At 39.3% G+C, this 25,520-nt stretch carries 25 protein-coding genes and 1 tRNA gene; 7 read left to right on the top strand and 19 right to left on the bottom strand.

Annotated elements, in window-relative coordinates:
• Window positions 1-114: 114 nt before the first annotated feature.
• From PR834_RS09730 to PR834_RS09715, 4 genes are all read right to left on the bottom strand, one after another.
• Window positions 115-975 (bottom strand): ABC transporter substrate-binding protein, encoded by an 861-nt coding sequence (locus PR834_RS09730; RefSeq protein WP_370661211.1) that lies wholly within the window; start codon window positions 973-975, stop codon window positions 115-117.
• A 151-nt stretch (window positions 976-1,126) separates the two neighbouring features.
• Window positions 1,127-2,200 (bottom strand): erythritol/L-threitol dehydrogenase, encoded by a 1,074-nt coding sequence (locus tag PR834_RS09725; RefSeq protein WP_004905239.1) that lies wholly within the window; start codon window positions 2,198-2,200, stop codon window positions 1,127-1,129.
• 733 nt (window positions 2,201-2,933) lie between these two features.
• Window positions 2,934-4,235, bottom strand: coding sequence for an anaerobic C4-dicarboxylate transporter (locus PR834_RS09720; RefSeq protein WP_094963063.1), 1,302 nt, complete (start codon window positions 4,233-4,235; stop codon window positions 2,934-2,936).
• Between the two features lie 70 nt (window positions 4,236-4,305).
• Window positions 4,306-5,034: an aspartate/glutamate racemase family protein gene (locus PR834_RS09715; protein WP_153673747.1), complete on the bottom strand. Its 729-nt coding sequence runs from the start codon at window positions 5,032-5,034 to the stop codon at window positions 4,306-4,308.
• A 460-nt stretch (window positions 5,035-5,494) separates the two neighbouring features.
• On the opposite strand from PR834_RS09715, the gene hypT reads away from it, so the two are divergent.
• Window positions 5,495-6,403 carry a hypochlorite stress DNA-binding transcriptional regulator HypT gene (gene hypT, locus PR834_RS09710; RefSeq protein WP_004905229.1) on the top strand — a complete coding sequence of 303 codons (909 nt, stop codon included), beginning with the start codon at window positions 5,495-5,497 and terminating at the stop codon, window positions 6,401-6,403.
• Between the two features lie 104 nt (window positions 6,404-6,507).
• Here hypT and PR834_RS09705 read toward each other — a convergent pair whose 3' ends face one another.
• From PR834_RS09705 to PR834_RS09695, 3 genes are all read right to left on the bottom strand, one after another.
• Entirely contained in the window at window positions 6,508-7,221 is a 714-nt protein-coding gene (locus PR834_RS09705; protein ID WP_004905226.1) for an MgtC/SapB family protein, read from the bottom strand.
• 159 nt (window positions 7,222-7,380) lie between these two features.
• Window positions 7,381-8,631 carry an MFS transporter gene (locus tag PR834_RS09700; protein ID WP_272536617.1) on the bottom strand — a complete coding sequence of 417 codons (1,251 nt, stop codon included), beginning with the start codon at window positions 8,629-8,631 and terminating at the stop codon, window positions 7,381-7,383.
• Between the two features lie 14 nt (window positions 8,632-8,645).
• Window positions 8,646-9,467, bottom strand: coding sequence for an MBL fold metallo-hydrolase (locus tag PR834_RS09695; RefSeq protein WP_112307876.1), 822 nt, complete (start codon window positions 9,465-9,467; stop codon window positions 8,646-8,648).
• Between the two features lie 341 nt (window positions 9,468-9,808).
• Here PR834_RS09695 and PR834_RS09690 point away from each other — a divergent pair, with 341 nt between their 5' ends.
• The gene (locus PR834_RS09690; RefSeq protein ID WP_112307877.1) at window positions 9,809-12,016 is read left to right on the top strand and encodes an extracellular solute-binding protein; all 2,208 of its coding nucleotides are present in this window, start codon (window positions 9,809-9,811) and stop codon (window positions 12,014-12,016) included.
• 186 nt (window positions 12,017-12,202) lie between these two features.
• Here the strand turns inward: PR834_RS09690 and PR834_RS09685 are convergent.
• The 4 genes from PR834_RS09685 to mutY form a co-directional block, all read right to left on the bottom strand.
• Window positions 12,203-12,278, bottom strand: a tRNA-Phe gene (locus PR834_RS09685).
• A 183-nt stretch (window positions 12,279-12,461) separates the two neighbouring features.
• Complete coding sequence (gene mltC, locus PR834_RS09680; protein WP_004264664.1) at window positions 12,462-13,535, bottom strand: membrane-bound lytic murein transglycosylase MltC; 1,074 nt, start codon at window positions 13,533-13,535, stop codon at window positions 12,462-12,464.
• Window positions 13,536-13,589: 54 nt separating this feature from the next.
• Window positions 13,590-13,859 (bottom strand): oxidative damage protection protein, encoded by a 270-nt coding sequence (locus PR834_RS09675; protein WP_042848738.1) that lies wholly within the window; start codon window positions 13,857-13,859, stop codon window positions 13,590-13,592.
• A gap of 10 nt (window positions 13,860-13,869) precedes the next feature.
• Window positions 13,870-14,922 carry an A/G-specific adenine glycosylase gene (gene mutY / locus PR834_RS09670; protein WP_112307878.1) on the bottom strand — a complete coding sequence of 351 codons (1,053 nt, stop codon included), beginning with the start codon at window positions 14,920-14,922 and terminating at the stop codon, window positions 13,870-13,872.
• A 289-nt stretch (window positions 14,923-15,211) separates the two neighbouring features.
• Here mutY and trmB point away from each other — a divergent pair, with 289 nt between their 5' ends.
• The 5 genes from trmB to PR834_RS09645 all read left to right on the top strand — a co-directional run bounded on the left by trmB (window position 15,212) and on the right by PR834_RS09645 (window position 19,218).
• Window positions 15,212-15,931, top strand: coding sequence for a tRNA (guanosine(46)-N7)-methyltransferase TrmB (gene trmB, locus PR834_RS09665; RefSeq protein WP_004264669.1), 720 nt, complete (start codon window positions 15,212-15,214; stop codon window positions 15,929-15,931).
• Window positions 15,931-16,263, top strand: a complete 333-nt coding sequence (locus PR834_RS09660; RefSeq protein WP_004264672.1) for a YggL family protein — start codon at window positions 15,931-15,933, stop codon at window positions 16,261-16,263. The genes trmB and PR834_RS09660 overlap by 1 nt, the downstream gene beginning before the upstream one ends.
• 110 nt (window positions 16,264-16,373) lie before the next feature.
• Window positions 16,374-17,300 (top strand): glutaminase B, encoded by a 927-nt coding sequence (gene glsB, locus PR834_RS09655; RefSeq protein ID WP_094962054.1) that lies wholly within the window; start codon window positions 16,374-16,376, stop codon window positions 17,298-17,300.
• 23 nt (window positions 17,301-17,323) lie between these two features.
• Window positions 17,324-18,055 (top strand): DUF2884 domain-containing protein, encoded by a 732-nt coding sequence (locus PR834_RS09650; protein ID WP_004264680.1) that lies wholly within the window; start codon window positions 17,324-17,326, stop codon window positions 18,053-18,055.
• Window positions 18,056-18,267: 212 nt separating this feature from the next.
• A complete protein-coding gene (locus PR834_RS09645) occupies window positions 18,268-19,218 on the top strand; it encodes a siderophore ABC transporter substrate-binding protein (RefSeq protein WP_004264683.1) in 951 nt (316 codons plus the stop codon).
• Window positions 19,219-19,379: 161 nt separating this feature from the next.
• On the opposite strand, the gene hemW is transcribed toward PR834_RS09645, so the two are convergent.
• The 8 genes from hemW to gshB all read right to left on the bottom strand — a co-directional run bounded on the left by hemW (window position 19,380) and on the right by gshB (window position 25,519).
• Window positions 19,380-20,519 (bottom strand): radical SAM family heme chaperone HemW, encoded by a 1,140-nt coding sequence (gene hemW, locus PR834_RS09640; RefSeq protein ID WP_180312385.1) that lies wholly within the window; start codon window positions 20,517-20,519, stop codon window positions 19,380-19,382.
• Window positions 20,512-21,105: an XTP/dITP diphosphatase gene (locus tag PR834_RS09635; protein WP_094962051.1), complete on the bottom strand. Its 594-nt coding sequence runs from the start codon at window positions 21,103-21,105 to the stop codon at window positions 20,512-20,514. The genes hemW and PR834_RS09635 overlap by 8 nt, the downstream gene beginning before the upstream one ends.
• A gap of 16 nt (window positions 21,106-21,121) precedes the next feature.
• A complete protein-coding gene (locus PR834_RS09630) occupies window positions 21,122-21,706 on the bottom strand; it encodes a YggT family protein (protein WP_094962050.1) in 585 nt (194 codons plus the stop codon).
• Window positions 21,707-21,725: 19 nt separating this feature from the next.
• Complete coding sequence (gene proC / locus PR834_RS09625) at window positions 21,726-22,547, bottom strand: pyrroline-5-carboxylate reductase (protein ID WP_004264693.1); 822 nt, start codon at window positions 22,545-22,547, stop codon at window positions 21,726-21,728.
• Between the two features lie 28 nt (window positions 22,548-22,575).
• Window positions 22,576-23,268: a YggS family pyridoxal phosphate-dependent enzyme gene (locus PR834_RS09620; RefSeq protein WP_110592324.1), complete on the bottom strand. Its 693-nt coding sequence runs from the start codon at window positions 23,266-23,268 to the stop codon at window positions 22,576-22,578.
• A 147-nt stretch (window positions 23,269-23,415) separates the two neighbouring features.
• On the bottom strand, window positions 23,416-23,835 hold the full coding sequence (gene ruvX, locus PR834_RS09615) for a Holliday junction resolvase RuvX (RefSeq protein ID WP_004264697.1): 420 nt from the start codon (window positions 23,833-23,835) through the stop codon (window positions 23,416-23,418).
• Complete coding sequence (locus tag PR834_RS09610; RefSeq protein WP_094962048.1) at window positions 23,835-24,398, bottom strand: YqgE/AlgH family protein; 564 nt, start codon at window positions 24,396-24,398, stop codon at window positions 23,835-23,837. The genes ruvX and PR834_RS09610 overlap by 1 nt, the downstream gene beginning before the upstream one ends.
• Window positions 24,399-24,571: 173 nt before the next feature.
• Window positions 24,572-25,519: a glutathione synthase gene (gene gshB, locus PR834_RS09605; protein ID WP_272536616.1), complete on the bottom strand. Its 948-nt coding sequence runs from the start codon at window positions 25,517-25,519 to the stop codon at window positions 24,572-24,574.
• Window position 25,520 lies beyond the last annotated feature (1 nt).

Raw genomic sequence — 25,520 nt, 5'->3', positions numbered from 1 at the left:
AAGCCATTTGGAATTTTTATTCCAATATGCATTTAATAATTAATATTTATGAAAATGTATTGCACCGAACATCAGAAATACAGGTGCAATACATTGGTTATTGATAACTAACTATTACCAGTGAAAATCTTTAGCATTGGTTTTGTCGATCAATTTAACATCAATTGGGACTTCTTTAGGGACATTAGCGCCCCAGTATTTTGCTAAGCCCATAGCTAAACCAATACGAACTTGGTCACGAGGGAATTGCGCTGAAGTAGCAATAAATGGAGAGTTACCTTTGGCAATTTCAGCAACCGCTTCAGGAGAACCGTCAACACTCACTAATTTGACATCACGACCAGAGGACTCAATCGCTGCTAACGCACCTAAAGAACCGACATCGTTAACACTGAAAATCCCATTTAGCGTTGGGTTTGCTTGCAACATATTTTCTGTAACGTTCATTGCAGTATCACGTTCTTGTTTACCGTTCAATTTAGTTACTATTTTGATATTTGGATATTCTTTCATCGCTGCTTCAAAACCACGAACACGCTCAAGAATTGGCACAACAGGAATACCATCTAAAATTGCCACTTCGCCTTTGCCGCCTAATGCTTCACCTAAACGTTTACCTGCCATTAAGCCAGCATCATAGTTTTTAGAACCAACGAAAGAGTCAATTGGGCCATTTGCTTGAGCATCAATGGCGATAACTACAACTCCCGCTTTTTTCGCTGCCAGTACAGCCGTTTCCGCACCAACGCTATCTGCCGGGTTTATTAACAGAATATCGATTTTTTTCTGTAACATATCTTCGATATCACTGGTTTGTTTTGATACATCATGAGCCGCATCAGAAATGTATAGTTGTGCGCCCATATCACCCGTTGCGCTCTCTAAGGCTTCCTTCATGGTGACAAAATATTCATTATTTAATTCTTGAAATGACATGCCCACTGAAACTGGCTTAGCGGTAGCGTTAAATGCCATACCTAAAGTCAGTACACTTGCAGCGACAGCTAACTTTTTAAATTTACTCAGCATAAGATGTTCTCCTAAAAGAGCGTTTAATTATATGTAGGGTTTTTACTTATTTAGTGTTTATTTGAATTATCAATTATTACTGCCAGTTAAAACATGTTTATGGCTTGATGACGACTTTAATTGAGTCTGCCGATTTCGCCATGACAAAGGCTTCTTCCCAATCATCGATGGAATAGAAGTGAGTAACGATATCATCAGCACTAACTAAGCCACGGCTAAATAGGTCAATAGCGACTTCATAACTATATGGCCCTAAGTGAGCACCGCGGATATCGAGTTCTTTGCGGTCACCAATGATTGACCAGTCAACTGTTGTTTCTTTACCAAACACGCTGAATTCCACGAAACGGCCAAGTTTGCGGATCATTTCTAGCCCTTGAGTAACACCGATTGGTGCACCCGTTGCTTCAATATAAACGTCACAGCCATAGCCTTCAGTCATATCTTTGACTAATTTAATCGCATCTTCTTTCAGTGGATTGATAACGACATCTGCACCAAATTTTTTTGCTAATTCAAGGCGCTCATCAATCGCATCAATGACAACCAATTTTTTCGGCGTTTTTAATTTTGCGACTTGGATCATGCACAGCCCTAGTGGGCCTGCACCTGCAATGACGACGACGTCATTTAAATCAATATCACCACGGCGTACAGTGTGGATAGCACAAGCCATTGGCTCAATTAATGCGGCATCTTTATCAGATAGTTCATCAGGGATTTTATGAATAATGGCGCGTTCTGAAAAACGCATATATTCAGCCATACCACCGTCGGCAACTTCTTTTTGGAAACCGTAAATATCATGGGTTTCACACATCCAGTATTTGCCAGACTTACAGAAACGGCACTCCCAGCAAGGGACTATCTGTTCTGCTAAGATGCGGTCGCCGATTTTCAGTTTGAATTTTTCAGCGGAGCCTTCACCGAGCTCTGCAACGCGGCCATAAAACTCATGGCCAGGAACTACTGGGGCTTTGATCCATGGGTCATCTCCCCAAAACATTTGAGCACCATCGTTGGCTTTACAGTCGCCAGCACAGATCCCGCACCCATCAACTTTGATGACAACTTCTCTAAATCCTGGCGTTGGTCTTTTAATATTTTCAAAGCGATAATCATGTGGGCCATGACAAACAACTGCTTTCATTTTTTCAGGTAGGTTACTCATGTTCTAAGACCTCTTTCTAGTTGTTAACCCTAATGTTGACGTCAACATTAAGCGTTTTTTTATAACGCATTTGCTTTAGTTTTTTAACGCTTAACTATCAATATTGATATGTATGTAAGAAAAATGGTTGTTTAATGTTATAGATAAAATAAATTTTTTTTAATATGACGACGTCGTCATTTTTGAAAGTAAGTATCTTAAAAACTAAAATTTGTGATTTAAGCCCTAATTTTAGTCACTTAATTGAGTACTTTCATTGGGAAATGAGACTGCCGAAACTGACTTTGTAACATGATGAAAATCATAATAAAAATCTTAATTCATTCCTTATTCTGTTTTTTTAAGAAATGAATATGAAGCCGAGTATAATTATTTTAACTATTTTCAGAAGTGAATATTTCATGCAAAAACATTTCAGCTCACACTTTTGAATGAAAACAAATTTAAACTACATTTAATAAAGAGATATTGAGTGGTTAACAGGACATTATTTTTAATTTATAAAATTTAATTTAAAAAATTAAATAGAGTAATGAGTCATTTTGATACGTTGCTATAATATTTTCTTTGCAGATATATCTATAGGTATTAAAAAAATAGCTTTATACCTTGTAATTGTATTTTGCCAATTAAGCAAAGTATAAAGCTAAATAGAGCCAAAGTTTAACTTCATTTTGTCAATAAAATCATTTCGTTATATTCTAAAGGGGTGAGGAGACCTCACATCCTAGTGTTAGACAATCATTGGTGCAATGATAAAACCGAAGGCGACACCTGCAATAATTCCACCTAGCCCTGGTAGCATAAAAGGGTGATTTAAAATATATTTTCCAACCCGAGTAGACCCTGTAGAGTCGAATTCAATGGCTGCTAATGATGTTGGGTAAGTGGGTAAGACAAATACCCCGGTGACGGCGACAAAAGAGGCCAATATTGCCCATGTTGGGACATCTAAGGCAATGGCTAATGGAATAATTAACGGTGTTGTGGCACCTTGTGAATATAACAAGGCACAGGTTAAGAACAGAACTAAAGCCAATAAAATAGGATATGCAGATAACACATCTCCTGCGATGGCCTTGATTTGGTCCATATGGGCATCAACAAAAGTAGTGCCTAATGTCACGATTCCGAGGATCACCGCAAGAGAACTCATTCCTGAGCGGAATGTTGGTGCTAGTACAATGGAATCCGGTGATGTTTTACAGAAAACTACCATCAAACATGCTGCACTTAGCATACAAATGATGATGATATCTCGTGTTCCCATCGGCTTACCGATATCAAAACCAGGACGTAATTGTGGGAATGCAGCGAGGATCACGATAGCAATAGTGGCAATAATGAATAGAACAACAGAGAATTTTTCTCTCGTTGTGCTCTCGCCTTTTTTCTCTTCGTACTTATGCACTAAGCCTTTTTGTAAACGTTCTAAATAGACCTCATCGTTTTCAAGTTCGCAGCCTTGACGCGATGCAATAAAGGCAGCAACCATAGCAGCAACAAAAGAGGCGGGTAAACATACTGACATGACAACGATAAAAGTGATGCCGTTACCTTCCATAATTGTCAACATCGCAGCCATTGCTGCACTGATTGGAGAGCCAGAAATAGCAATTTGTGAGGCAACCACTGAGCCTGCTAATGTTCTTGATGGCCGGATACCCGAATCTTTCGCAATTTCCGCTATCACAGGCAGCATAGAAAACACAATGAAACCTGTACCAGCCATGATAGTCATCACCCAAGTGGTGATTGGTGCGATTATATTTAAATACTTAGGATTTTTACGCATAAATTTACTGGCTAGGCGTACTAGATAATCCATCCCACCAGCAGCTTGTAATGCAGAAGCTGCTACCACGACCGTCATAATAATTAAAATAACATCAACAGGGGGTGATCCAATGGGTAAACCAAACCCGATGGTTAATACAGCTAATCCTAATCCACCACAGAGTCCTATACCTATTCCGCCCATGCGAATGCCAAAGAATATTGCACCTAATACAACAATGATTTCTAGCCAAACCATAATCGTCTCCAATAGACAATATATTGTCATTAGTAATATTGAAAAATTAATTTTTGATAATTGATATAAGTTAAATATTTTTATTTATCATTAAATTTTGTTTTCCGACTCTGTTTTCATACCAGTGAATACTTGCTCTGACTAATGAGCTGGTTGAGTCGATATATTTATCTGGATAATTATTTATTTCATTTGCAAGAATGACGGGGACTTCGGTACAGCCAAGAACAATAACTTCAGCTCCTCGAGAAAATAATGTCTCAGCTTGTTTTTTCATAATGGACTCAGCCATTTTTTTATTTCCTGACTTTAATAAATAAATGCTTTCCATTACATTTTCTTGGCTTTTTTTATCAGGAGTAATGCAATTTAAATAATTGCTCTCTATGTTTTTTTGGTATAACCCCATATATATGGTGGCATTTGTTGCAAGTAATCCGATATTTTTTTTCTTAGTTGCTAGTACCTCTTTCATTGTCGTTTCAACGATACTTAGCATATCGACGTGGCAAACCTCTTTCAGTTCACTAAACCAAAAATGTGCGGTATTACAAGGTATAACAATGCATTCGGCACCTGCATTTTCTAGCTTTCTCAAATAGTCAGTCATTAAAGGTAGAGGAGATTCACCATGGTTTAATAGTGCGTCCGTTCGGTCTGGTATATCAGGAATAGATGATATAATTAAAGGAATATGCTCTTGGTCTCTATTTACCACGGTATAATTTACGAATTTATTAAATAAATCGACAGTAGCGGCAGGCCCCATACCACCTAATACACCAATTAAGCCTTTCATTTTAATACCCCTGCATTTCATTAGTCTTTTTATAAAATAAAAAACAATAAGCACTTATCTTTATTAATTTATTTAACATATACTTTAATGTTAAAATGGTTATTAACTTATTTATAACTGCCTAGCCTGTGGTTAATATTTATCAATGTTTATCTAAAATGAGAAATGCAAGTAAGTATGGTTTGATGCAAGATATGCATTAAGAGTTTTTATTCAAAATAAAAGCATTTTTATAAATGGCTCTGAAAGCCTGAATAGACTGGGTTCTATGGATTAAAAAAATCAAATGAAATTAATTTTTGATTTTTGTTAATGTTTTAAATGGTAGGGCTATGCATAATACAAATAACGCCACTACAAATTTAGTTTGATTATTTAACTAGTCATTAACTTAAAATATCAATAAAAATACTTTTGATTTTTTATATTTTAACAGCAAGTCAATTTAAGGCTTAATAAGATGAAAAATATAGAAACAAAATGGCTATATGATTTTTTAACACTAGAATCGTGCCGACATTTTTCTCATGCAGCAGAACAGCGAAGTATTTCTCAGCCCGCATTTAGCCGTCGTATTAAAGCTTTAGAGGAAGCCATTGGCGTTGAATTATTTGATAGAACGACGTCTCCTTTACAGTTGTCTGAAGAGGGCAAAATTTTTCATTCTCAAGCGCGTAGTTTATTACAACAACTGGAATGTAACTTAAATGAATTATCCGGCCATAATGTATTGAGCCTACCGAATATTAAAATTGCTGCAGCTCATTCGTTGTCGTTAACATTGCTCCCAAAATTAGTTCACGGGCTGTCTGGTTACGGTGGAGAATTTGTTTACCATGTTGAGGCTATTGATGTCGTACAAGTTGTGAACACATTGAGAGAAGGGAAAAGTGATTTTATTATCTCATTTTATGATGAAGATTTAATGCAATCACCATTTTCCTCATTGAATGTATTTGAATCTGAATTATACCCAATTTGTGCAGCGGATGAGCAGGGTAAGCCGCTATTTGATATCTATCAACCTCAAGTGCCATTGTTGAATTACACCAGTGCTTCATATATGGGAAGATTAGTTAATCGTCGGTTAAGTGAGTTTGGTGCGATCAATTCAAAAACACTTTTTATGTCATCAATGAGTGAGTTACTAAAAAATATGGCTTTGGATGGCCATGGTATAGCATGGTTACCCATTTATTCTGTAGTGAATGAATTGAAAGAAAAAAAACTTGTTTGTTTGGATACACCCGAATTAACGATACCTATCCAAGCGTATATCTACCGCATGGATACACGGCTAAATAAAACCGCAGAGGATTTTTGGCGTATTTTGAAAAAAAATATTCCAGAGGATTTACGGAATTTATAGTGGGGAAAGGTAATTTATAAGTAAATAACCTGCGAATATAAGCAGGTTATTTAAGTAATTCGCCTTTTATTTAGCGGAAATATAACACCTTAAAAGTGAGAAAATTAATGATCTAGAGAAACAGAATGCACATATTCCAACTGTTTTAAAGAACAGTAAAATTCAGGTAAAGTGATTTTTTGGCGTACTAATAGCTTTAAATTTACCTCGACGCGCTCTTTCTTGATATCTCTGATAGTGAGATTCTCAATTAAGTCCTTATGGTTTTTTAGATACTCAATAAGTAAAGGTACACCTTTTTCATGAGTAAATAGCATACGAACTTTAATTTTTCCTAGTTTTTGGTTTTTCATCTGAAATAATGCAACTTGGGGGCTGAGTTGTATTGCTAAGAAAAAAAGAACTGTAACTATGACCGCATGCCAGTAGAACCCCGAACCGCATGCAATTCCAACACCGGCAGATGCCCAAACAATGGCTGCGGTTGTTAGGCCTGAAATTGCATCATCACGCCGATGTAATATAACGCCAGCACCTAGAAAGCCTACTCCACTAATTATTTGTGCAGCTAATCTCATTGGGTCGCTACGTATATTGTCAGAGATATTGGCGTAATACTCCGCTGACTGAATAGAAACTATGGTTAATAAACAGCTAGCAACGGCAATAATGACACAAGTTTTAAAACCAACAGGCTTTCCCTTTGATTCACGTTCTAGGCCAATTAAGCCGCCTAAAACAAAGGCGGCCAACAGTTTAGAAATACTTGATAGTGATAAAGGGCCAATGGTGTCAACAAACTGTATAAATAAATCCATGGCTTGCTCCTGACGTAGCCTTACCCTTTCCTTGATTTTTACTGTGTATACTGGTAATCCTTCAAGTTGCAGCGGTATTGACTACACTCCGCTAGCCGAGTCACATAGTTTATCTATGCTCCCCGTCTATCTTTGCTTGTCGCCTACCTGCAACTCAAATTATTTGGGTATAGCAACGTTATTTACTACTTTTTCGTCTTCGTTATTTTTCTTTTTAGACACATCATCTTTAAAGAAGAAGATAAAGAAAACAGTAACTACAGCCGCGACGATGGCAGGATAATGCCAGAAAGTTTCCCATTGTGGCAATGCTGCGCTACCTGTCTCTGTGACAGTTGAATTAAAGATTTCACCACAAATTGTTGAAGCAAATAATAAGCCAAAGCCATTTGAAACAATAAAGCGTAAACCCTGAGCTTGCGCTCTGATCTCAGGTTTGGCTTTACGGTCAACGTAGATATCACCTGCTGTAAAGAAGAAGTCCCAGCATAATCCTTGAAGCATCAACCCTATAATAATGAAGTAAAAACCGGAATCTACTGCGGCATAGGAGAATAGCATTGAGCGAATAATCCAACTTACCGCGCCAAGAAGTAAGGTAATTTTGAAACCGAACTTCATTAAAAAGAAGGACAGAACGAACATAAATAGGACTTCACATGCAATACCAATTTGCATGATAGATGCCGCATTATCGAATCCCAGTGTTTTAATAAATACAGGAATATAAGCGGAGTAAGCTGTTTTCGGTATCATTAATACAAAGATGCTAAACATTAAGATAGCGAAATAGCGGTCTTTGAATAATGAAAGTGCATCTAAGCATAGAATATCTCTAGCGGAGAAAGGTTTACCTTTCGCTTTTGGCGGTGTATTTGGCAAAGTAAAGCAGTAAAAGCCTAATAATACAGCAACAGCTGATGCGATATACCAAGTCATGGTACTACCTGAAAAGCCCATTTCTCCTAATATAAATCCGATAGCCATAAAACCGAATGTGCCAAATACACGAATAATAGGGAAATATTTCACGCCATTAATATGAGAGAAGCTGATGCTATTAGAGAGTGCAGTTGTTGGATAAAACAGTAGCCCAATAATGAAAATCATAAACAGGGTCATACCGCTATTTTGTGCCTCAATAAATTGAGGAACACATAGAATAACGGCCGCATTAATTAAATGCAGTGTTCCCATTACCTTTTGTGAGGCAAAGAAGCGGTCTGCAACCATACCAATAAATAAAGGAGAAATAATGGTTGCCACACCTAATAAAGCGTAGGCATTACCAATAATATTTGCCATCCCATAAGTACTTAACACGAGTCCCATGGTCATATTCCATGCGCCTTGCATGAAATATTGCACAAACATCATAATGAGTAAGCGAGAGGTTATTTTCATATCCATGATTAGTTTTCCTCTTAATGTGCTTCTAGCGTTAATCCGTCATAAGCAACGCGGATATTATAAGGTGCACAAACTGCTTCTAATTCTTCATGAAGTAATTTGCCGCTATGGGAAATATGTGAAACAGCAATTTGAGTTTCCGAATGTAGGCAGCCTTGTTGTTGCAGTTTTTCTTTGGCTGCAAATACAGTTTCTAAGCTCATGTGATTATCTGTACGATTTTTCCCATTGAGCCCGTAAGTGCATTCAAATACGACGATATCAAGCTGTTTATTTTCCAACCATTTCCATGTTAATTCAGGGAACCAACCTGAATCATGTCCATAAAAAATAGCTTTCCCAGCTTTTTCAATGTGATAGACGTAGCATAATTCCCATTTAGCATGGTTTGCGAGTAATGGCGTAATTTTATAACCATTTCTTTCTACAGTGACAAAAGGGATTAAGCAGTGGAAATCGAAACGTTCTTTGCTATAGCCAGGCAGAACATCAAGGCAGCCATTAATTGCTCGGTCATTACCAAAAATATGTAATGGATGGTAAATTTCAAAACCATAACCTTCCATGCGGCTAAATAAATCACCGACATTAAAATGGTCAGGGTGAGTATGGGTAAATAGCAGGCTTTCAAACTTGGTTGCATCCATTCCATCACGCATTAACTGATAGCTAAATGTCGGGGAAACATCGATCAGCATAAGATCATCTACAATAGCGGAAGAATGGGTTCTAATATCTTTCCCCCCGAGTTCTCTTGCTCTCTGGCAGTGCTCACAACGGCAGAAAGGATTTGGTATACCTTCAGAAGCCGCGGTGCCTAAGAAGTGAATTTTCATAATAATTACCTATATTTTATTGTTTTATATGTATTTTTTTAACCCTGATGTTGGCATTCAAATAAAAAACAAGGATATTTGAACGTTCCAATAATAATATTGGTGATTACTTTTGCCAATAAATGTTATTTTGATCAGTGATCTCATTCAAAGAATATTTTAAATGATATTGATTTTATTAATTTTTATTTTTGCATTGGAAAATGGCAATAAAAAAGTATTTATATTACTAGCTTGCTTTATAAACGAATTAATTATGGAACGTTCAAAGTAATTATCAGTAGTCGTGATAAATAATTCAGGTATGCTATTGGTAGCAACAACCAAGGTGAAAAAAACAGATGGCAACAATCAAAGATATCGCAAAATTAGCAGGTGTTTCTCATGGAACTGTTTCTAACGTATTGAATAAACGGGGAAATGTGAGTGTTGAAAAAATTGAAGCAGTCTATAAAGCAGCAAAGCAAATGGGGTATCAGCTAAATACACAAGCTCAATTATTGAGAACCAATAAGAGTCAGAAGATAGCAATACTATTACCGCAATTATTGTCTGATAAGTATGCAATATTTTTTAATTCATTTAGGCAATCAATGGCTCAGTATCCAGAGATAACTTATGATCTATTCTTGACGGATGATCTGGAAACGACAGAACTAGATGCATTACAAAAAATTGCGGCAGGTGGTTATAGGCAAGTAGTGGCAGTCAGTTGTTTGCAGGATGCCACTATCTATTTTGATACCTTAAAATTAGCGGCGTCTCAAATTATTTTTATTTACCGTCAGCCCACAAATGCTTACCACTTTTTCACACTGGATTACTCTCAGGCAACTGATGCGATATGCCAACAAATAGCCACAAGTCGAAGTCAATTAGTAGGTATTTTTAGTGATGATCATGGAAATCTAGAGAACGCCACTTTTGTCAGTGAGTTACAAAATAACCTTAAACAGAAGGCTCCGAATAAAAAATTTATTATTATTCGTGCTTCTAATGATGAATCTTATAAGGCGGCTTTTGATTTTTTCTCTGGAGAGCAGATTCCTGATTTATTTGTTGCTGAAGACATTGAAAAAGCGAGTTTTTTAACCCAAGCAAGTTTTTTTGGTAGCGAAGGTGATTGCCCCGCAATTTTTGCTTTAAGCGGTAACATTCCTCCTATACTAAAAGGGTTACATTGCTTCCCAATGAACTATGCACAATTAGGGTTGGAAGTGGTCGATGAACTGATGAGAGAAGATCATGAAAAGAAAACTGTGGGGACAAATACTGTCTATGTTCGTAATCAAAGTGGTAACCTTTATACGGCAACATCGGCAATAATTACTGACAATAAATCTGATCCAACCCTGAATTTACTCATTTTACCGAGTCCTTCAACAAACGCACTTAAAAAACTACTGCCACATTTTTATAGACAAACAGGAATTAAGGTTAATTTAGCGGTTTATCCTTATGATGAAGTTTATCAGATATTAGGGCAACTCCATTTACACCCTTATTATGATTTACTACGTATCGATATGGCCTGTTTTCCCTGGTTTGCGGAGCGCATCCTACAACCATTAGATAAAGTAGGAAGAGGGGTGACTGATTTATTAAATAACTTTTCCTTACCGACTCAGCAAAAATATAGTTTGGTGAATGATACTGCTTATGCCATGCCATTTGATGCCAGTGCGCAAATGTTGTTTTATCGTAAAGATCTCTTTGAAGATCCTATTTTAAAAAGAATGTATTACGAGAAAACAGGGCAAGAACTAATAGTACCCACTTCTTTTACTGAATATGATCAGGTAACTCAATTTTTCACAGAGCTACATGAAGAAGGTGAGTTTTTACGGCCTATTGGTGCATCAACGACGTTAGGTAGTGCAGGGTTAATTGCCACTGAGTATTTATTAAGGTATTACGCCGCTGGCGGAAAATTGATAAGTAATGGCCATATTCCTAGGTTAGAAATGCCATTAGCGGGTCAAGTATTAAATGAATACCTTCATCAGGTTTCTATGACAGAAAATATTCATAATAAATGGTGGAGTGAATCCGTCGAGCAATTTGAGCAAGGAAAACTAGCCATGTTAATTGCTTATATGAACCTATTTAACGATGTCGCTTATAGTAATATTTTCCCTAAAATTGGCTTTGCTTCTGTACCTGGGGGAATTCCTCAATTGGGGGGGGGAGCATTAGGGGTTTCTCGCTATAGCCAAAAAACTCATTATGCAGAACAATTTTATCGTTGGCTCTATTCACCGATAGTAATGGATCACCTCATATTATTGGGTGGCAACAGTAATCACCAAGATTTCAGCCATAATCAAGAGATTTGCTATCGTTATCCATGGATGCCGCTGGCGTATCAAGAAATAAACCGAGGGATCCGTGAGTCTTCAATTCCAAACGGTAAGTTGTTTAATTTACGCCAAGCTGAAGTCATTATTGGGCAAGGTATTACTAACGTTGTGAACAAAATCATGACGATAGATGAAACGATTGAATATATTAACCAACGGTTATTAGTTGATACGCAAGGCGAGAGATAAATATCGGTTTAATTAGAGTTTTAAATCAGCGGATAATCATATGATAAGGCGTCATTACTTTTCAATTTTATCCGCACAAGCTATCTTCTTCGCAAAAGTAATTTGTGATGAAGAGCGTTTTGCTCAGTAATTTTATAGGTAGATACAAAGCAAAAACCCGCCTTTTGGGCGGGTTCTTTAAATAAGTGGTGCCCGGACTCGGAATCGAACCAAGGACACGGGGATTTTCAATCCCCTGCTCTACCGACTGAGCTATCCGGGCAACGGAGCGTATTAAACCTGATTTCATTGGTTGAGTCAAGGTGCTTTCAATAAACTTTTGACTGTATGCGCTTTTTTTCAACATGTTAGCTAGTTTTTAATCGAAAACACATAAAATTATTAAGGTTAATGACTAATGCCAGCCTTAAATCAGATTTTGGCTGGCATTCACTATTGGAAAATTTTAACGTAGATAATTTTTCTGTGCTTTGTTCACTTTAATCAGGTAATTACGTGACTCTGCAGCAGGGTGCTTAGTGGACAAGGTTTCATACACTTCACCCGGTTCTAAATTATTAATACGCTGCGCGGCTTGCTTTTTATCGCTGTGGAACACCCGCAGAACGCTGCCTGCGCCGCCATTATATGCGGTAATAACAGCATAACGGCGTGAGGTTTGATTACGAATATCGCCTAAGTAGCTGTTCTGCAATATAGCTAAGTAAGCCGTACCCGTATCAATATTTTTTTCTGGGTCAAACAAATAGCTACGGCTAGGAACACCAGATTTCCCTTGTGAGCGGAAAACATCTTTGCCGGCGGTATTTGGCATAATTTGCATTAAACCAAGCGCATCAGAGCGGCTAACTGCATAAGGGTTGAAACTCGACTCAATTTGCATAATCGCGAGGATTAATGACTCATCAACACCATATTTGGCCGCAGATTTCTTAATATAAGGTAAATATTTATGAGCCCGTTTATCTAAATGGTTTGGTACTAATTGCATAGTCACGGACCAAACAATATTCATACCAGACTGTCTGCGCTGCATTTTATTTTCAATCAGATAATCAGCAAACTTTGTGGCTCTCCATTCCCAACGAATCGCTTCTCCTGTGTTATCGAGCACTTGGCCAAATAAAAAGGGTTCTTTGCTGTGAGGAATATCATTGATATCAGAATAGAGGTCAATGGAATTGGGGTCGTCCCCCATTAATAAGGTGGTGACAATAGCTTTCTTTAAGTGCTGTGAAGGCTCTACCGCTGAAATAGTCTCAACCGTAATGGTCCCTGCATCAAAATTAATATGGCTACGAGTTCGGTATTCATCGGTATATTTTACGTAGTCTTTTGGACCCGCAATTAATACTTCTTTAATGCCCCAAATATTTTCAATATTGTGGGCAAATTGACCCATTAATATATCGAACCCATTGGTATCTTTGACATAATCAGGGTTAAAGTCAGATTTTTGCTTGCTAGAACAAGAAATAATTAGAGGGATCAACAAACTCAGCGCAAATAGTTTTTTCATACGATTCACAGTCTTGGGGCAAAAGTCTACCTACTAAGTAGGTAGACAAACAGATTATTTTTCAGGTGTATAGCCATCAATATGGATATCGTGGCCTTCAAACAAGAACTTAATCATTTCTTGTTCTAACATTTTACGGTCATCAGGGTTCATCGTATTAAGTTTCTTTTCATTAATGAGCATGGTTTGCTTTGCCATCCACTGGCTCCACGCCTCTTTTGAAATCTCGTTAAAAATACGTTTTCCTAACTCACCTGGGTAAAGCTGAAAATCTTGCCCATCTGCATCACGTTGTAAAAATGTACAAAAAATGGTTCTACTCATTAATTTTTCCTCAAATATCAGGTAGTAAGGCGAGCTGTTTTAGTAAACTTTCAACTGGGGCAGCAAGGCCGATAGTTGCGCCTAAGTGTAAGTTATACCAGAGTCCTTTGCCTTCATCCATGGCAGAATTAAATGCCTGAATCTTAACTTTTACAGGGATAATATCTAAATGAAAATGGCTAAATGTGTGACGGAAAGAAATTAATTGCTCTAATTGAGTATACTCAAAGCCAGATTCGTTCAGCCAATCATTGAGTTGCTCTAAAGAATCAAACTGTGGAAAGGCAAATAATCCCCCCCAAATACCGGATGGTGGGCGTTGTTCTAACCACACATCATCGTCGTGCTGAATAATTAGAAACCAAGCACTCTTTTCAGGGATTTTCTGTTTTGGTTTTTTACCTGGGTAGTTTTGCCATGAATGATTAGCATAGGCCATACAGCCAAAATTAAGCGGGCATAGTTCGCATTTTGGTTTACTGCGAGTGCAGATCATTGCGCCTAAATCCATCATCGCTTGGTTAAAAAATTCAACTCCCACTTGTGGGGTGACATCAGTGCTGATTTCCCACAAACGGTTTTCGACTTCTTTTTTACCCGGCCAGCCATCAACCGCATAAGCTCGAGCTAATACGCGTTTAACATTACCATCGAGGATAGGGTAATGCTGTTTTTGCGATAATGATAAAATTGCCCCAGCAGTGGACCGGCCAACCCCGGGCAGCGCTAAAACCTCATCAAATGTAGTGGGAAATGAGCCACCATATTGAGTCGCGATCACTTGAGCGGTTTTATGGAGATTTCTAGCCCGGGCGTAATAGCCGAGCCCTGTCCATAAGTGCAAAACTTCATCAAGAGGAGCGTTGGCAAGGGCGGTCACATCCTCAAAGCGAGAGATAAACTTCTCAAAATAAGGGATTACAGTACTCACTTGGGTTTGTTGCAGCATAACTTCTGATAACCAAACATGGTAAGACGATTTTTCCTGTTGCCATGGCAACGTCTTACGACCATATTTGTGATACCAGTTAAGTACTGCAGATGAAAATTGTTGAGCTTCCATTAATAATTTTATTTTTTATTGATATTTCCAGTCATGGTAGGAATTGCAACATAGACGAAGGGGGCTGTAAACCGCTATTGTGTTGTTTAGTGTAAAGTTAGCGAATTATCAACTGCATCCTTGTGGAAGTTTTGCTAAACTCCGATATCCATCATGCCTCAAGGGTAAAGTTAATCACTACAACTTGGGCATTTAGGGCTGTAAATTGATAGGTTTGGTAACCAATCACCTTATAAACTTGATTGTTGGCACATTAACTTAATTGGGCACTCATTTTAGAACCTTTATTATGATCAATAATGTTATCTCCCCCGAATATAATGAAGATGGGCGGGTTATGCGCCGAGTCCGTAGTTTTGTCCGCCGTCAAGGGCGTCTGACAAAACGTCAGGAAGACGCATTAGAAAAAGAATGGGCAGAAAAAGGCATCGATTTTATCAATGAACCTTTTGATTTTGCCAAAGTATTCAATAACTCAAATCCAGTTACCTTGGAAATTGGGTTTGGGATGGGCGCCTCATTGGTGACCATGGCATCTCAAAATGCAGATAAAAACTTTTTAGGTATTGAAGTTCATGCTCCCGGTGTTGGCGCATGTTTAGCATCAGCAAAAGAAGAAAACGTCACCAATTTACGGGTGATGTGCCATGATGCAATAGAAGTTTTAGACTGCATGATCCCAAACGGCAGCCTTGCGATGGTTCAGTTATTTTTCCCTGACCCATGGCATAAAGCGAAACATAATAAGCGCCGTATTGTGCAAGTTCCGTTTGCAGAAAAAATTCGTAGCAAACTAGCTATCGGCGGTGTTTTCCATATGGCAACAGATTGGCAGCCTTATGCAGAGCACATGCTTGAAGTGATGACGAGTGTCGAAGGGTATAAAAACTTATCACCATCAGGTGATTACGTTCCTCGTCCAGAAACAAGACCAGAAACAAAATTTGAAAAGCGCGGCCAGCGGTTAGGGCACGGTGTATGGGATTTAATGTTTGAGAGGATCAAATAATGGCTAAACAACCACGTAGTCGTCGTTTACGTAAAAAATTACGCTTGGATGAGTTCCAAGAGTTAGGCTTTACTGTTAAGTGGAGCTTTAAAGAAGGTACGCCGATTGAGGAAGTTGACAGCACCGTTGACCAACTGATTGCAGAAGCGATTGAACCTAATGGTTTGGCGTTTGAAGCAAGTGGCTATATGAACTGGGAAGGGATCGTTTGCTTACAAAAAATTGGCAAATGTACCGAAGAGCACCGTCAAATTGTTGAAAATTGGCTAAAATCAAAAGGCATGAATGACGTCGTCGTTTCTGAGCTGTTTGATGTTTGGTGGGAAGAATAATTTTATTGAGTCAATCTCAATAAATAAACTGAGCTTTCAGTCGCTTGAAGAGGCATCCAAAAATTGGGTGCCTTTATTTTCTGTTGCAAATACTATCTGGAGTCAACGTTTTGAGCGCCATGTTTTCTAACCAGCTACTCAACGATATCCTAGACCAAGTTCGCCCACTGATTGGGCAAGGTTGTGTTGCAAATTATATTCCTGCTTTAGGTTGCGTACCTTCCCACCATTTAGGCATTGCGGTATCCACGATTGACGGTGATATTTTCACCGCAGGGGACGCATATCAACGTTTTTCAATTCAATCTATTTCAAAAGTATTAAGCCTCACGCTTGCAATGACACGTTATGAGGAAGAGGAAATTTGGAGCCGTGTAGGTAAAGAACCCTCAGGGCTACCCTTTAATTCGTTAATTCAAATTGAAATGGAAAAGGGGATACCTCGAAACCCGTTTATCAATGCGGGAGCTATTGTTATTGCTGATATGTTGCAATCACGTCTAAGCGCACCTAAACAGCGCATGCTAGAGTTTGTCCGAAAGTTGTCCTGCGAACCGGATATCAGTTATGACACGGTTGTCGCTCGCTCAGAATTGGAACACGCCAGTCGTAATGCAGCTATTGCTTATCTTATGAAATCTTTTGGGAATTTTGAAAATGATGTTTTAACGGTTCTCGAAACTTATTTTCATTATTGCTCTCTAAGTATGAACTGTGTTGAATTAGCGAGGTGTTTTTCCTATTTAACATCGCAAGGGATGTCATCTTGCTCTATTGACCCCATCATCACGCCACTACAATCAAGGCAAATCAATGCATTAATGATGACTTGTGGTATGTATGACGGTTCTGGTGAGTTTGCATTTCGGATAGGAATGCCCGGCAAGTCTGGTGTTGGTGGCGGTATTGTTTGTGTGGTTCCAAACCAATTTACCGTAGCGGTTTGGTCACCTGAGCTAGACTCGGCGGGGAACTCTTTAGTCGGCTGTGCGGCTTTAGAGTTATTATCGAAACGAATTGGGCGTTCTGTTTTTTAATTAATGCTCTACTAGGAGATTTTATGTTACGCCGTACATTAATTGCATTTTCACTCCTTGCTTGTGCGACGAGCCAAGCTGCAGATTATAACTGTTCTGTAACACCAAAGGATGACATCGTTATGACACCTGAAAGTGTGCAAGTTATTGGTGCAAGTGGCGATTTAAAAATTACGCCAAATGGTGATATCACGCTTAACGGTAAAAATGTTGCTGCAACAGTGGCCCAAAAGCAGCAAGCTATTCGTTACCAAGCCTCTATCCGTCAGGATTTACCTTGGATAAAACAAGAATCAGAAAAAAAATTATCAACTTCAAGGGAAACGATAGACAAAGTTGTTGTTAAAGTGGTTGGTAGCGATAGCAATATCCGTAACCGGTTAACAAAACTAGAAAAAGAGCTTAATGGGCAAATCAATCAAATTATTGAGACTCGCCCTAATGGTTATGTATTTCACCATGAAGCCATGAAAACCGTTGAAGCGAAAGGACGCGAGTTAGTTAATGAAAGCTTGGGTGGCATTTTACAAGACAGCATCAACGAAATGGGGCGCAAGCAATTATTATCGGGTGGTGATGCTAATAAAGCGCTACAAGGTATGTTAGGGAACTTAGGCGGGTTACAACAAGAGCTCGAATCTGAATGGAAAAAACAAGAGAAAAGCTTCCAGCAATTTGGCCAACAAGTTTGTTCTAAAGTAACCTCAATAGAGCAACAACGCGTCTCATTACTTAATTCAATCAAAAGTAGCTGATAGCACTAAAATCACAATAACCTTATGAGCAGTAATGTATTTTTTGTACATTACTGTTTTTTTATTTTATCTGTATTATCTCTATCATCAATTTGTGTGACATTAATTCCATTAATGGGAATGAAAATGAAATTGATTCTTATTTGATTGACATCTAAGCTGCTCACTTTACAATGCGGGTTTGGCTTAATGACTAAATTGGGATCATTTAAATGAAAAAGTTCATTCCTGCTCTGCTTGTTTCTGTGTTGTCATTCTCTGCGCCTTTCGCTCTCAGCGCTGAATCTACCACTTTCACGCCAAATGCGGTTACAGCACAAGGTGTTGAAAAAGTGACGATCAAACACCTATCAGGTGAAACTGAAGTCGTGAAAAAACCACAAAAAGTGGTTCTGTTTGATTTCGGTGTTTATGACTCAATGCAAAAACTCGGCTTAGGTGACAAGGTTGTTGCACTACCAACTGGCAATGCTCCCGCTTATATAAAAGGCAGCATCCCTGCATCAATGGAAAATGCAGGTGGAATGAAACAACCTGATTTAGCCAAAATCGCGCAATTAAAACCTGACCTGATTGTGATCACGGGCCGTCAAGGTAAGTCTTATGATGAGTTATCAAAAATTGCACCCACCATCAATTTAGGCTCTGATAGCAAGCACTATATTGATTCTGTAAAAGCCAACATTGGTGTGATTGGTGAGCTCTATGGTAACCAAAAAGCGGTTGATGAGCAGTTGGTTCAATTAGATAAAGTCATCGCAGACGCCCAGAAGAAAGCGGCTGATTCTAATAAAAAAGTGTTAGTGCTGATGCATAATGACGGCAAATTAATTCCAAACAGCCAAGCTGTTGTTTACAACGTTGTGAAAGCGCAACGCGCTGACCTACCTGTTGATGAAAGTGCAGATAAAGCAAAACGTCGTGTAGTGGATACCAAAACTATTGCTCAAGCGAATCCAGACGTGATCCTGATTGTTGACCGTAGCGAAGCGATTGGTGCAGGTAAACTGGATAAAACGGTATTTGAAGACAGCAATATTCAAGAAACCAAAGCTTATAAAGATGGCAAAATTACTTACCTGCAATCTGACTTATGGTACTTGTCTGGTGGCGGTTTAGTTAGCTTAACAGAGCAAGTTAATGCGGTGGTGAATGCTCTATAACAGATATCTGCCACTGTCTTATTGATGGTGGCAATATGTATTACCTCAATTGTTATTCTTGTCTATTTCATTTTTATCTCTAAACAAAAGCCCACGTCAAATAAAGTGGGCTTTCATCTAATTTATAAGTGAAATGATATTATAAATAAATCGAATAACCGCTACTCTTCACCTAAAAATAACTCTAATAGGGAATTGAGAAACAATTTTCCATGCTCTGTGATCTGCCATTCATTCACGGTTTCTGTGATATAGCCTTTAGCTAAGGCTTCATCAATAGCCGCTCTAACTGTTGATTCTGGTAACCCTGTATATTGGGTAAATTCAGCGCGAGGCATAGCTTCAAGCAGGCGAAAGCGGTTCATGAAATATTCAAATGGCCTATCGGAGGCATCAACATCATAGGATTGGTGCATATAACGCCCCTCCATATAACCTCGAGGGTGTTTTGTTTTTACGGTTCGTAAAATTTGACCATCTTCAAAAGAAATTTTTCCATGAGCACCACAACCGATGCCTAAATAGTCACCAAAGCGCCAGTAATTGAGATTGTGTTGGCATTGGTAACCGGGTTTAGCATAGGCGGATGTTTCATATTGCTGATAACCTGCCGCGCTCAATAATTTATGGCCTTCGGTGTAAATATCCCACAGAGTATCGTCATCGGGTAATACCGGAGGACGTGAGCCAAATTGAGTGTTGGGTTCAATGGTTAATTGGTACCAAGACAGGTGCGGAGGTGCAAGTTCAATGGCTTGGCGCAGGTCAGATAAACCTTCAACTTGAGTTTGCGCAGGTAACCCATGCATTAAATCGAGGTTAAAGCTTCTTAAATTAAGATTAGTGGCCAACTGAGCGGCGCGTTTCGCTTCATCAGCGCCATGAATACGCCCTAAAGTGATTAATTTGTCATTACCGAAACTTTGTACACCAATAGAAATACGGTTGATTCCTGCCGCTTGGTAACCTGCAAAACGGCCAGCCTCAATAGTGCCGGGGTTTGCTTCCATGGTGACTTCTGCGTGAGGGTCTAAATCAACTCTCTGACGTACGCCATCCATTAATGCTTGCATTGACTCAGCACTTAATAAACTGGGCGTTCCACCCCCAATAAAAATGGTTTTTACCGAACGCCCTGCAACTAATTTTGCATCAATGTCTAAATCGGCCAACAAGTGTGCCACATATTCTTGCTGAGGAATTTCCCCCTTAAGTGTGTGCGAGTTGAAGTCACAATAAGGGCATTTTTGCACACACCAGGGGATATGGATATACAGGCTCAGCGGGGGTAATTTAAGCATTCTTCAGCGCATCCAACATCATTGTGAGGGCTCTTCCACGATGTGAAACGGCTTGTTTTTCTGCTTTTGTTAACTCTGCTGAGGTGCAACCTAATTCAGGAACATAAAATATAGGGTCATAACCGAAGCCACCTTGGCCTTTGCGTTCATGAGTTATGACACCGTGCCAGCGACCATGAAAAACCAACGGCGTTGGGTCTTCTGCATGGCGTAAATAGACCAGAACGCAGTTGAATTGAGCCTGACGTTGGTCGTCAGGCACATTTTTCATTGCTTCAAGTAATTTTATCAGGTTTTGCTCATCGGTCGCATCTTCCCCTGCATAACGTGCAGAGTAAATGCCAGGTGCGCCACCGAGTGCATCAACAGAAATTCCTGAATCATCAGCAATTGCGGGTAACCCGGTTTGTGCTGCTGCATGGCGTGCTTTTAAGATCGCATTTTCAATAAAGGTTAAGCCTGTTTCTTCTGCAGATTCAACACCTAATGAGGTTTGTGCGACGATATCCATCCCAAAATCACGTAATAGGTCAGCTAACTCATTCACTTTCCCGGGGTTACCGGTGGCTAAAACAACTTTTTGCATTATTTAAAACTCGTTTTTACATAATACCAATGGAATACATCATTGCAGTCAATGATGGGTCAATCATCAGTGAGATATCAACACGCAGATAATTCAGCGCGATTAAAATAAACATTACAATCATTGCGGAGAAATCTAACCCGCCCATAGCAGGGATGATACGACGAATTGGCGCCATTAAAGGTTCTGTTAATTGGTATAATAAATAGTCTACAGGATTACGGCCTTGGCTGACCCAGCTTAAAATTGCACGGATTAAAATCATCCAAAAAATCAATTTACCGGTATAGGTTAATAATAAAATCAGCCCCATAGGTAAAATACTTATGCCTAAAATAGGGAGCAAGTTAGTCGCCCACATACCAAAAATAATAGCTGCAATGGCTAAAATAAATGCCACAACCACTGAAGCGGTATCTATTGCGCCAAAAGAAGGAATGACTCGGCGCAATGGTGCGACGATAGGCTGTGTTGCTTTGACAACAAATTTCGAAAAGGGATTGTAAAAATCTGCACGCACCCACTGCATCCATACGCGCAGTAGTAATACAAAAATATACAGTTGAATCAGGGTAGTAACGACGAATACTAAGGTCTGCATGGTGAGTTCCGCGATTAATTTAAAAAAGTTTTTCCATTTCTTCCGCTCTGTTTATTGCGCTTTGCATTGCATCGGCAACAATCTGCGGAAGATTTCCATTATAAAATTGCTCTAAAGCCATCGCGGTGGTACCGCCTTTAGAGGTGACTTGTTCACGTAGAGTTGAAAAAGCCGTGTCATTTTGTGACTTAGCAAGTTCTACAGCCCCCTCAATCGCATGAAGAACGAGCTCTCTAGCTTGTTGTTTATCATAACCGAGTTGCTCTGCTTTTTGCTGCATTGATTCCATAAATAGAAAAAAATAGGCAGGAGAGCTACCAGTAATAGCAATAATGTTATTGATTTCTTGTTCTTGTTGGCACCAAATCGTCGAGCCGACACTTTGCATCAGTTCTTGTGCAAATTGTTTGTCTTGCTCTGAAACTTTCCCTTGAGCAAATAGCCCACTAACGCCTTTCCCTACCAATGATGGCGTGTTTGGCATGATGCGCACTAAATTCAGCGAATGAGCGAAATAGTCGTTATAACGTTCTGCTGGGATCCCAGCCGCAATGGTTAGGACTAATTTTTGCTCAAAATCAGCCGCATTTTGTAGTGGTTCACAGACTTCTTTCATCATTTGCGGCTTAACGGCAAGGACAATCACATCTGCAGCTTTGACAGCGGCTAAGTTATCATGACTGCTGATAATGCCATATTGTTCAGCCAGTTTATCTCGACGCACAGGTGTAGGAGAACACACCGTGATCATCGATGCAGGGTAACCATGGTTAACCAGCCCAGCAATGATGGCGTGAGCCATATTTCCGGCGCCGATGAAGGCAATTTTACGATGTTGCATTCTGTTCTCCTATTTATTGGTGATATTGTTATTGGTGATATTGGCGCGCGCCAAAAATAGCGGTTCCTATGCGAACAAGTGTTGAACCGCAATGGATTGCTGCACGCATATCGTCAGTCATCCCCATTGAAAGAGTGTCAACCGTGGGATAAGTGGTTTTTAATTGCTCAAATGCCTCATTCATTTGATGAAACACCGCACACTGGCGTTCATAATCCGTTTCAGGTGCAGGGATCGTCATCAGGCCGCGTAACACTAGGTTTGGCATAGTAGCGACCTGTGCAGCAAGTTCTGCGACTTCTGCTAGTGTTATACCCGATTTACTGTTTTCATCGCTGATATTAATTTGGATTAGCACATTGAGAGGGGCTTTTTCACTAGGACGTTGGTCATTTAAGCGCTGAGCAATTTTCGCTCTGTCTAAGGTATGAAACCAGTCAAAATGTTCAGCGACAAGGCGGCTTTTATTTGACTGTAATGGGCCAATAAAATGCCAAATAAGGTCATTTCTATGTGAAAAATATTGAATTTTCTCAACACCTTCTTGAACATAATTCTCACCAAATTGGCGCTGACCTGCCTCAATGGCTTCTGAAATAGCTTCACAAGGTTTTGTTTTACTTACCGCGAGTAGCGTAATGTCTTGTGATGAGCGCTGACACTCTGCGGCAGCATGCTCAATACGCGCGGTGACATCAGAGATATTATTTTGAATGGTCATTATTTTATTCAATATGGTTTATTCAATACTATTTTATTCATGTCATACATGAATAGCGGCTGTTGACCATAGTGTAAAGCAAATTACATCAGAACGGCACCATGGCGTGAGGTTAAGCTAAAAATAACCACGCAAAATACGCAATAATTACATCTGTTGTTCAAACCAGCTTTCAAGGATCACCACGGCAGAGGCTGAATCAACTTTGCCTTTGCTTAGTGCTCGATAACCGCCTTGTTCAAAAAGGCCTGCTTTTGCTTCAACCGTGGAAAGACGTTCATCATGTAATTCGACTTTAACACCAAAACGGCCATGAATCCGATTTGCAAAATTACGGGCTTGGCTTGTAACCAGTTGCTCCGTACCATCCATATTAAGGGGAAGCCCGACAATAACCAACTGTGGTTGCCATTCTTTAAGTAACTTTTCGATTTGTTGCCAATCAGGGCGGCCGTCACTGGCTTTCAATGAGGTTAATGGTCGTGCAGTACCTGTAATTTCTTGTCCAACTGCAACACCGATACTTTTGGTTCCAAAATCAAAGGCTAACAAAGTTCTTCCAGACATTAAGCATGCCCCGCTTGCATTGAAATTGTATGAATATCAACACCAATTAATTTAGCCGCGGCACTCCAGCGTTCATGAATGGGTGTGTCAAAAATAAGCTGAGGAGAAGCTTCAACGGTTAGCCAGCTATTTTCCATAATTTCACGCTCAAGTTGGCCTGGCTCCCAGCTTGCATAACCTAGCGCCACTAATGAGTTGGTAGGCGAGTGCTCACTTCCTAAAGTCTCTAAGATATCTTTTGACGTCGTCACCATAACGTCATCATTTAAATGCAGGCTAGATAAAAAGCCTTTAATTGGTGTGTGTAAGATAAACCCATGTTCTTCTGCAACAGGGCCTCCCGCAATGACGGGCTTTTTTAAATTACGGTTATCAATTTTATCTGAAATCGTAATTTCGAGTTTTTTGAGCATCGTATCGACAGAAAAGTCATCAATAGGTTTGTTAATCACGATCCCCATCGCCCCTTTTTCATTGTGCTCACACACATAAACGACCGACTGTTCAAAATAAGGGTCTGTTAAGGATGGCATGGCGATAAGAAAATGGTTTTGCAGATTCAAACTTAGACTCCAGCAAATTTAAAAACAATTGATAGAACACAATAAAAGGCAAAACTATAAGGTGGTAAATAAAACTGATGACTTTTACCGTTTGAAAACAATATATCTTGTTAAAACAATATATTGTGTAAAAAAAATAAAAATCATCAGTAAAGATAAACCACTGCTATAAATTATTTATTGAGACGGCGTTCAATGGCATCCATTAACATACCGGTAATGGAGATATCAAATGCGGCTTCAATTTCCCGTGCACACGTTGGGCTGGTCACGTTAATTTCAGTTAAACGGTCACCGATGATATCAAGACCAACAAAAATTAAGCCTTTTTCTTTTAATGTTGGCGCGACAGCACGCGCAATGGCCCAGTCACTTTCACTTAATGGACGCGCTTCCCCATGGCCACCTGCAGCAAGGTTACCTCGGGTTTCGCCTTGAGCTGGAATTCGTGCTAAACAATACGGAACGGGTTCACCATCAACAACTAAGACACGTTTATCACCATCTTTAATTGCTGGCAGGAAGTTTTGTGCCATGCAGTAGCGGGAGCTATGTTCTGTTAGCGTTTCAATAATCACACCCACATTTGGGTCATCTTGTTTGAGGCGGAAAATCGAAGCGCCGCCCATACCATCGAGTGGTTTAAAAATGACATCGCCATGTTTTTGGTGAAATTCTCTCAATTTTTGTGGGCTGCGAGTGACTAATGTGTCCGGTGTTAATTCAGCAAACCAAGCCGTAAACAATTTCTCATTACAGTCGCGTAGGCTTTGCGGCTTATTCACAATTAGGGTGCCGGCTTGTTCCGCTCTTTCTAAAATATAAGTCGCATAGATAAATTCAGTGTCAAAAGGCGGGTCTTTACGCATTAAAATGGCATCAAGTGAACTTAGGGCGATATCTTGTTCGCCATGAAATTCATACCATTTTTCAGGGTTTTCTTCGACCGTCACGATTTTTGTTTGTGCGCGAGCTTCACCTTGGTGTAAATACAGGTCATTCATTTCCATATAATGGATTTCATAACCACGACGCTGAGCTTCCAACATCATTGCAAAACTGGTGTCTTTCTTGATTTTGATGGATGAAATAGGATCCATCACTATACCGAGCTTGATCATT

This window comes from Providencia sp. PROV182 (assembly GCF_028480325.1).
Taxonomy (GTDB): domain Bacteria; phylum Pseudomonadota; class Gammaproteobacteria; order Enterobacterales; family Enterobacteriaceae; genus Providencia; species Providencia hangzhouensis.
The sequence above is the reverse complement of the archived record's forward strand: the minus strand, read 5'-3'. Positions and strand labels throughout refer to the sequence as shown.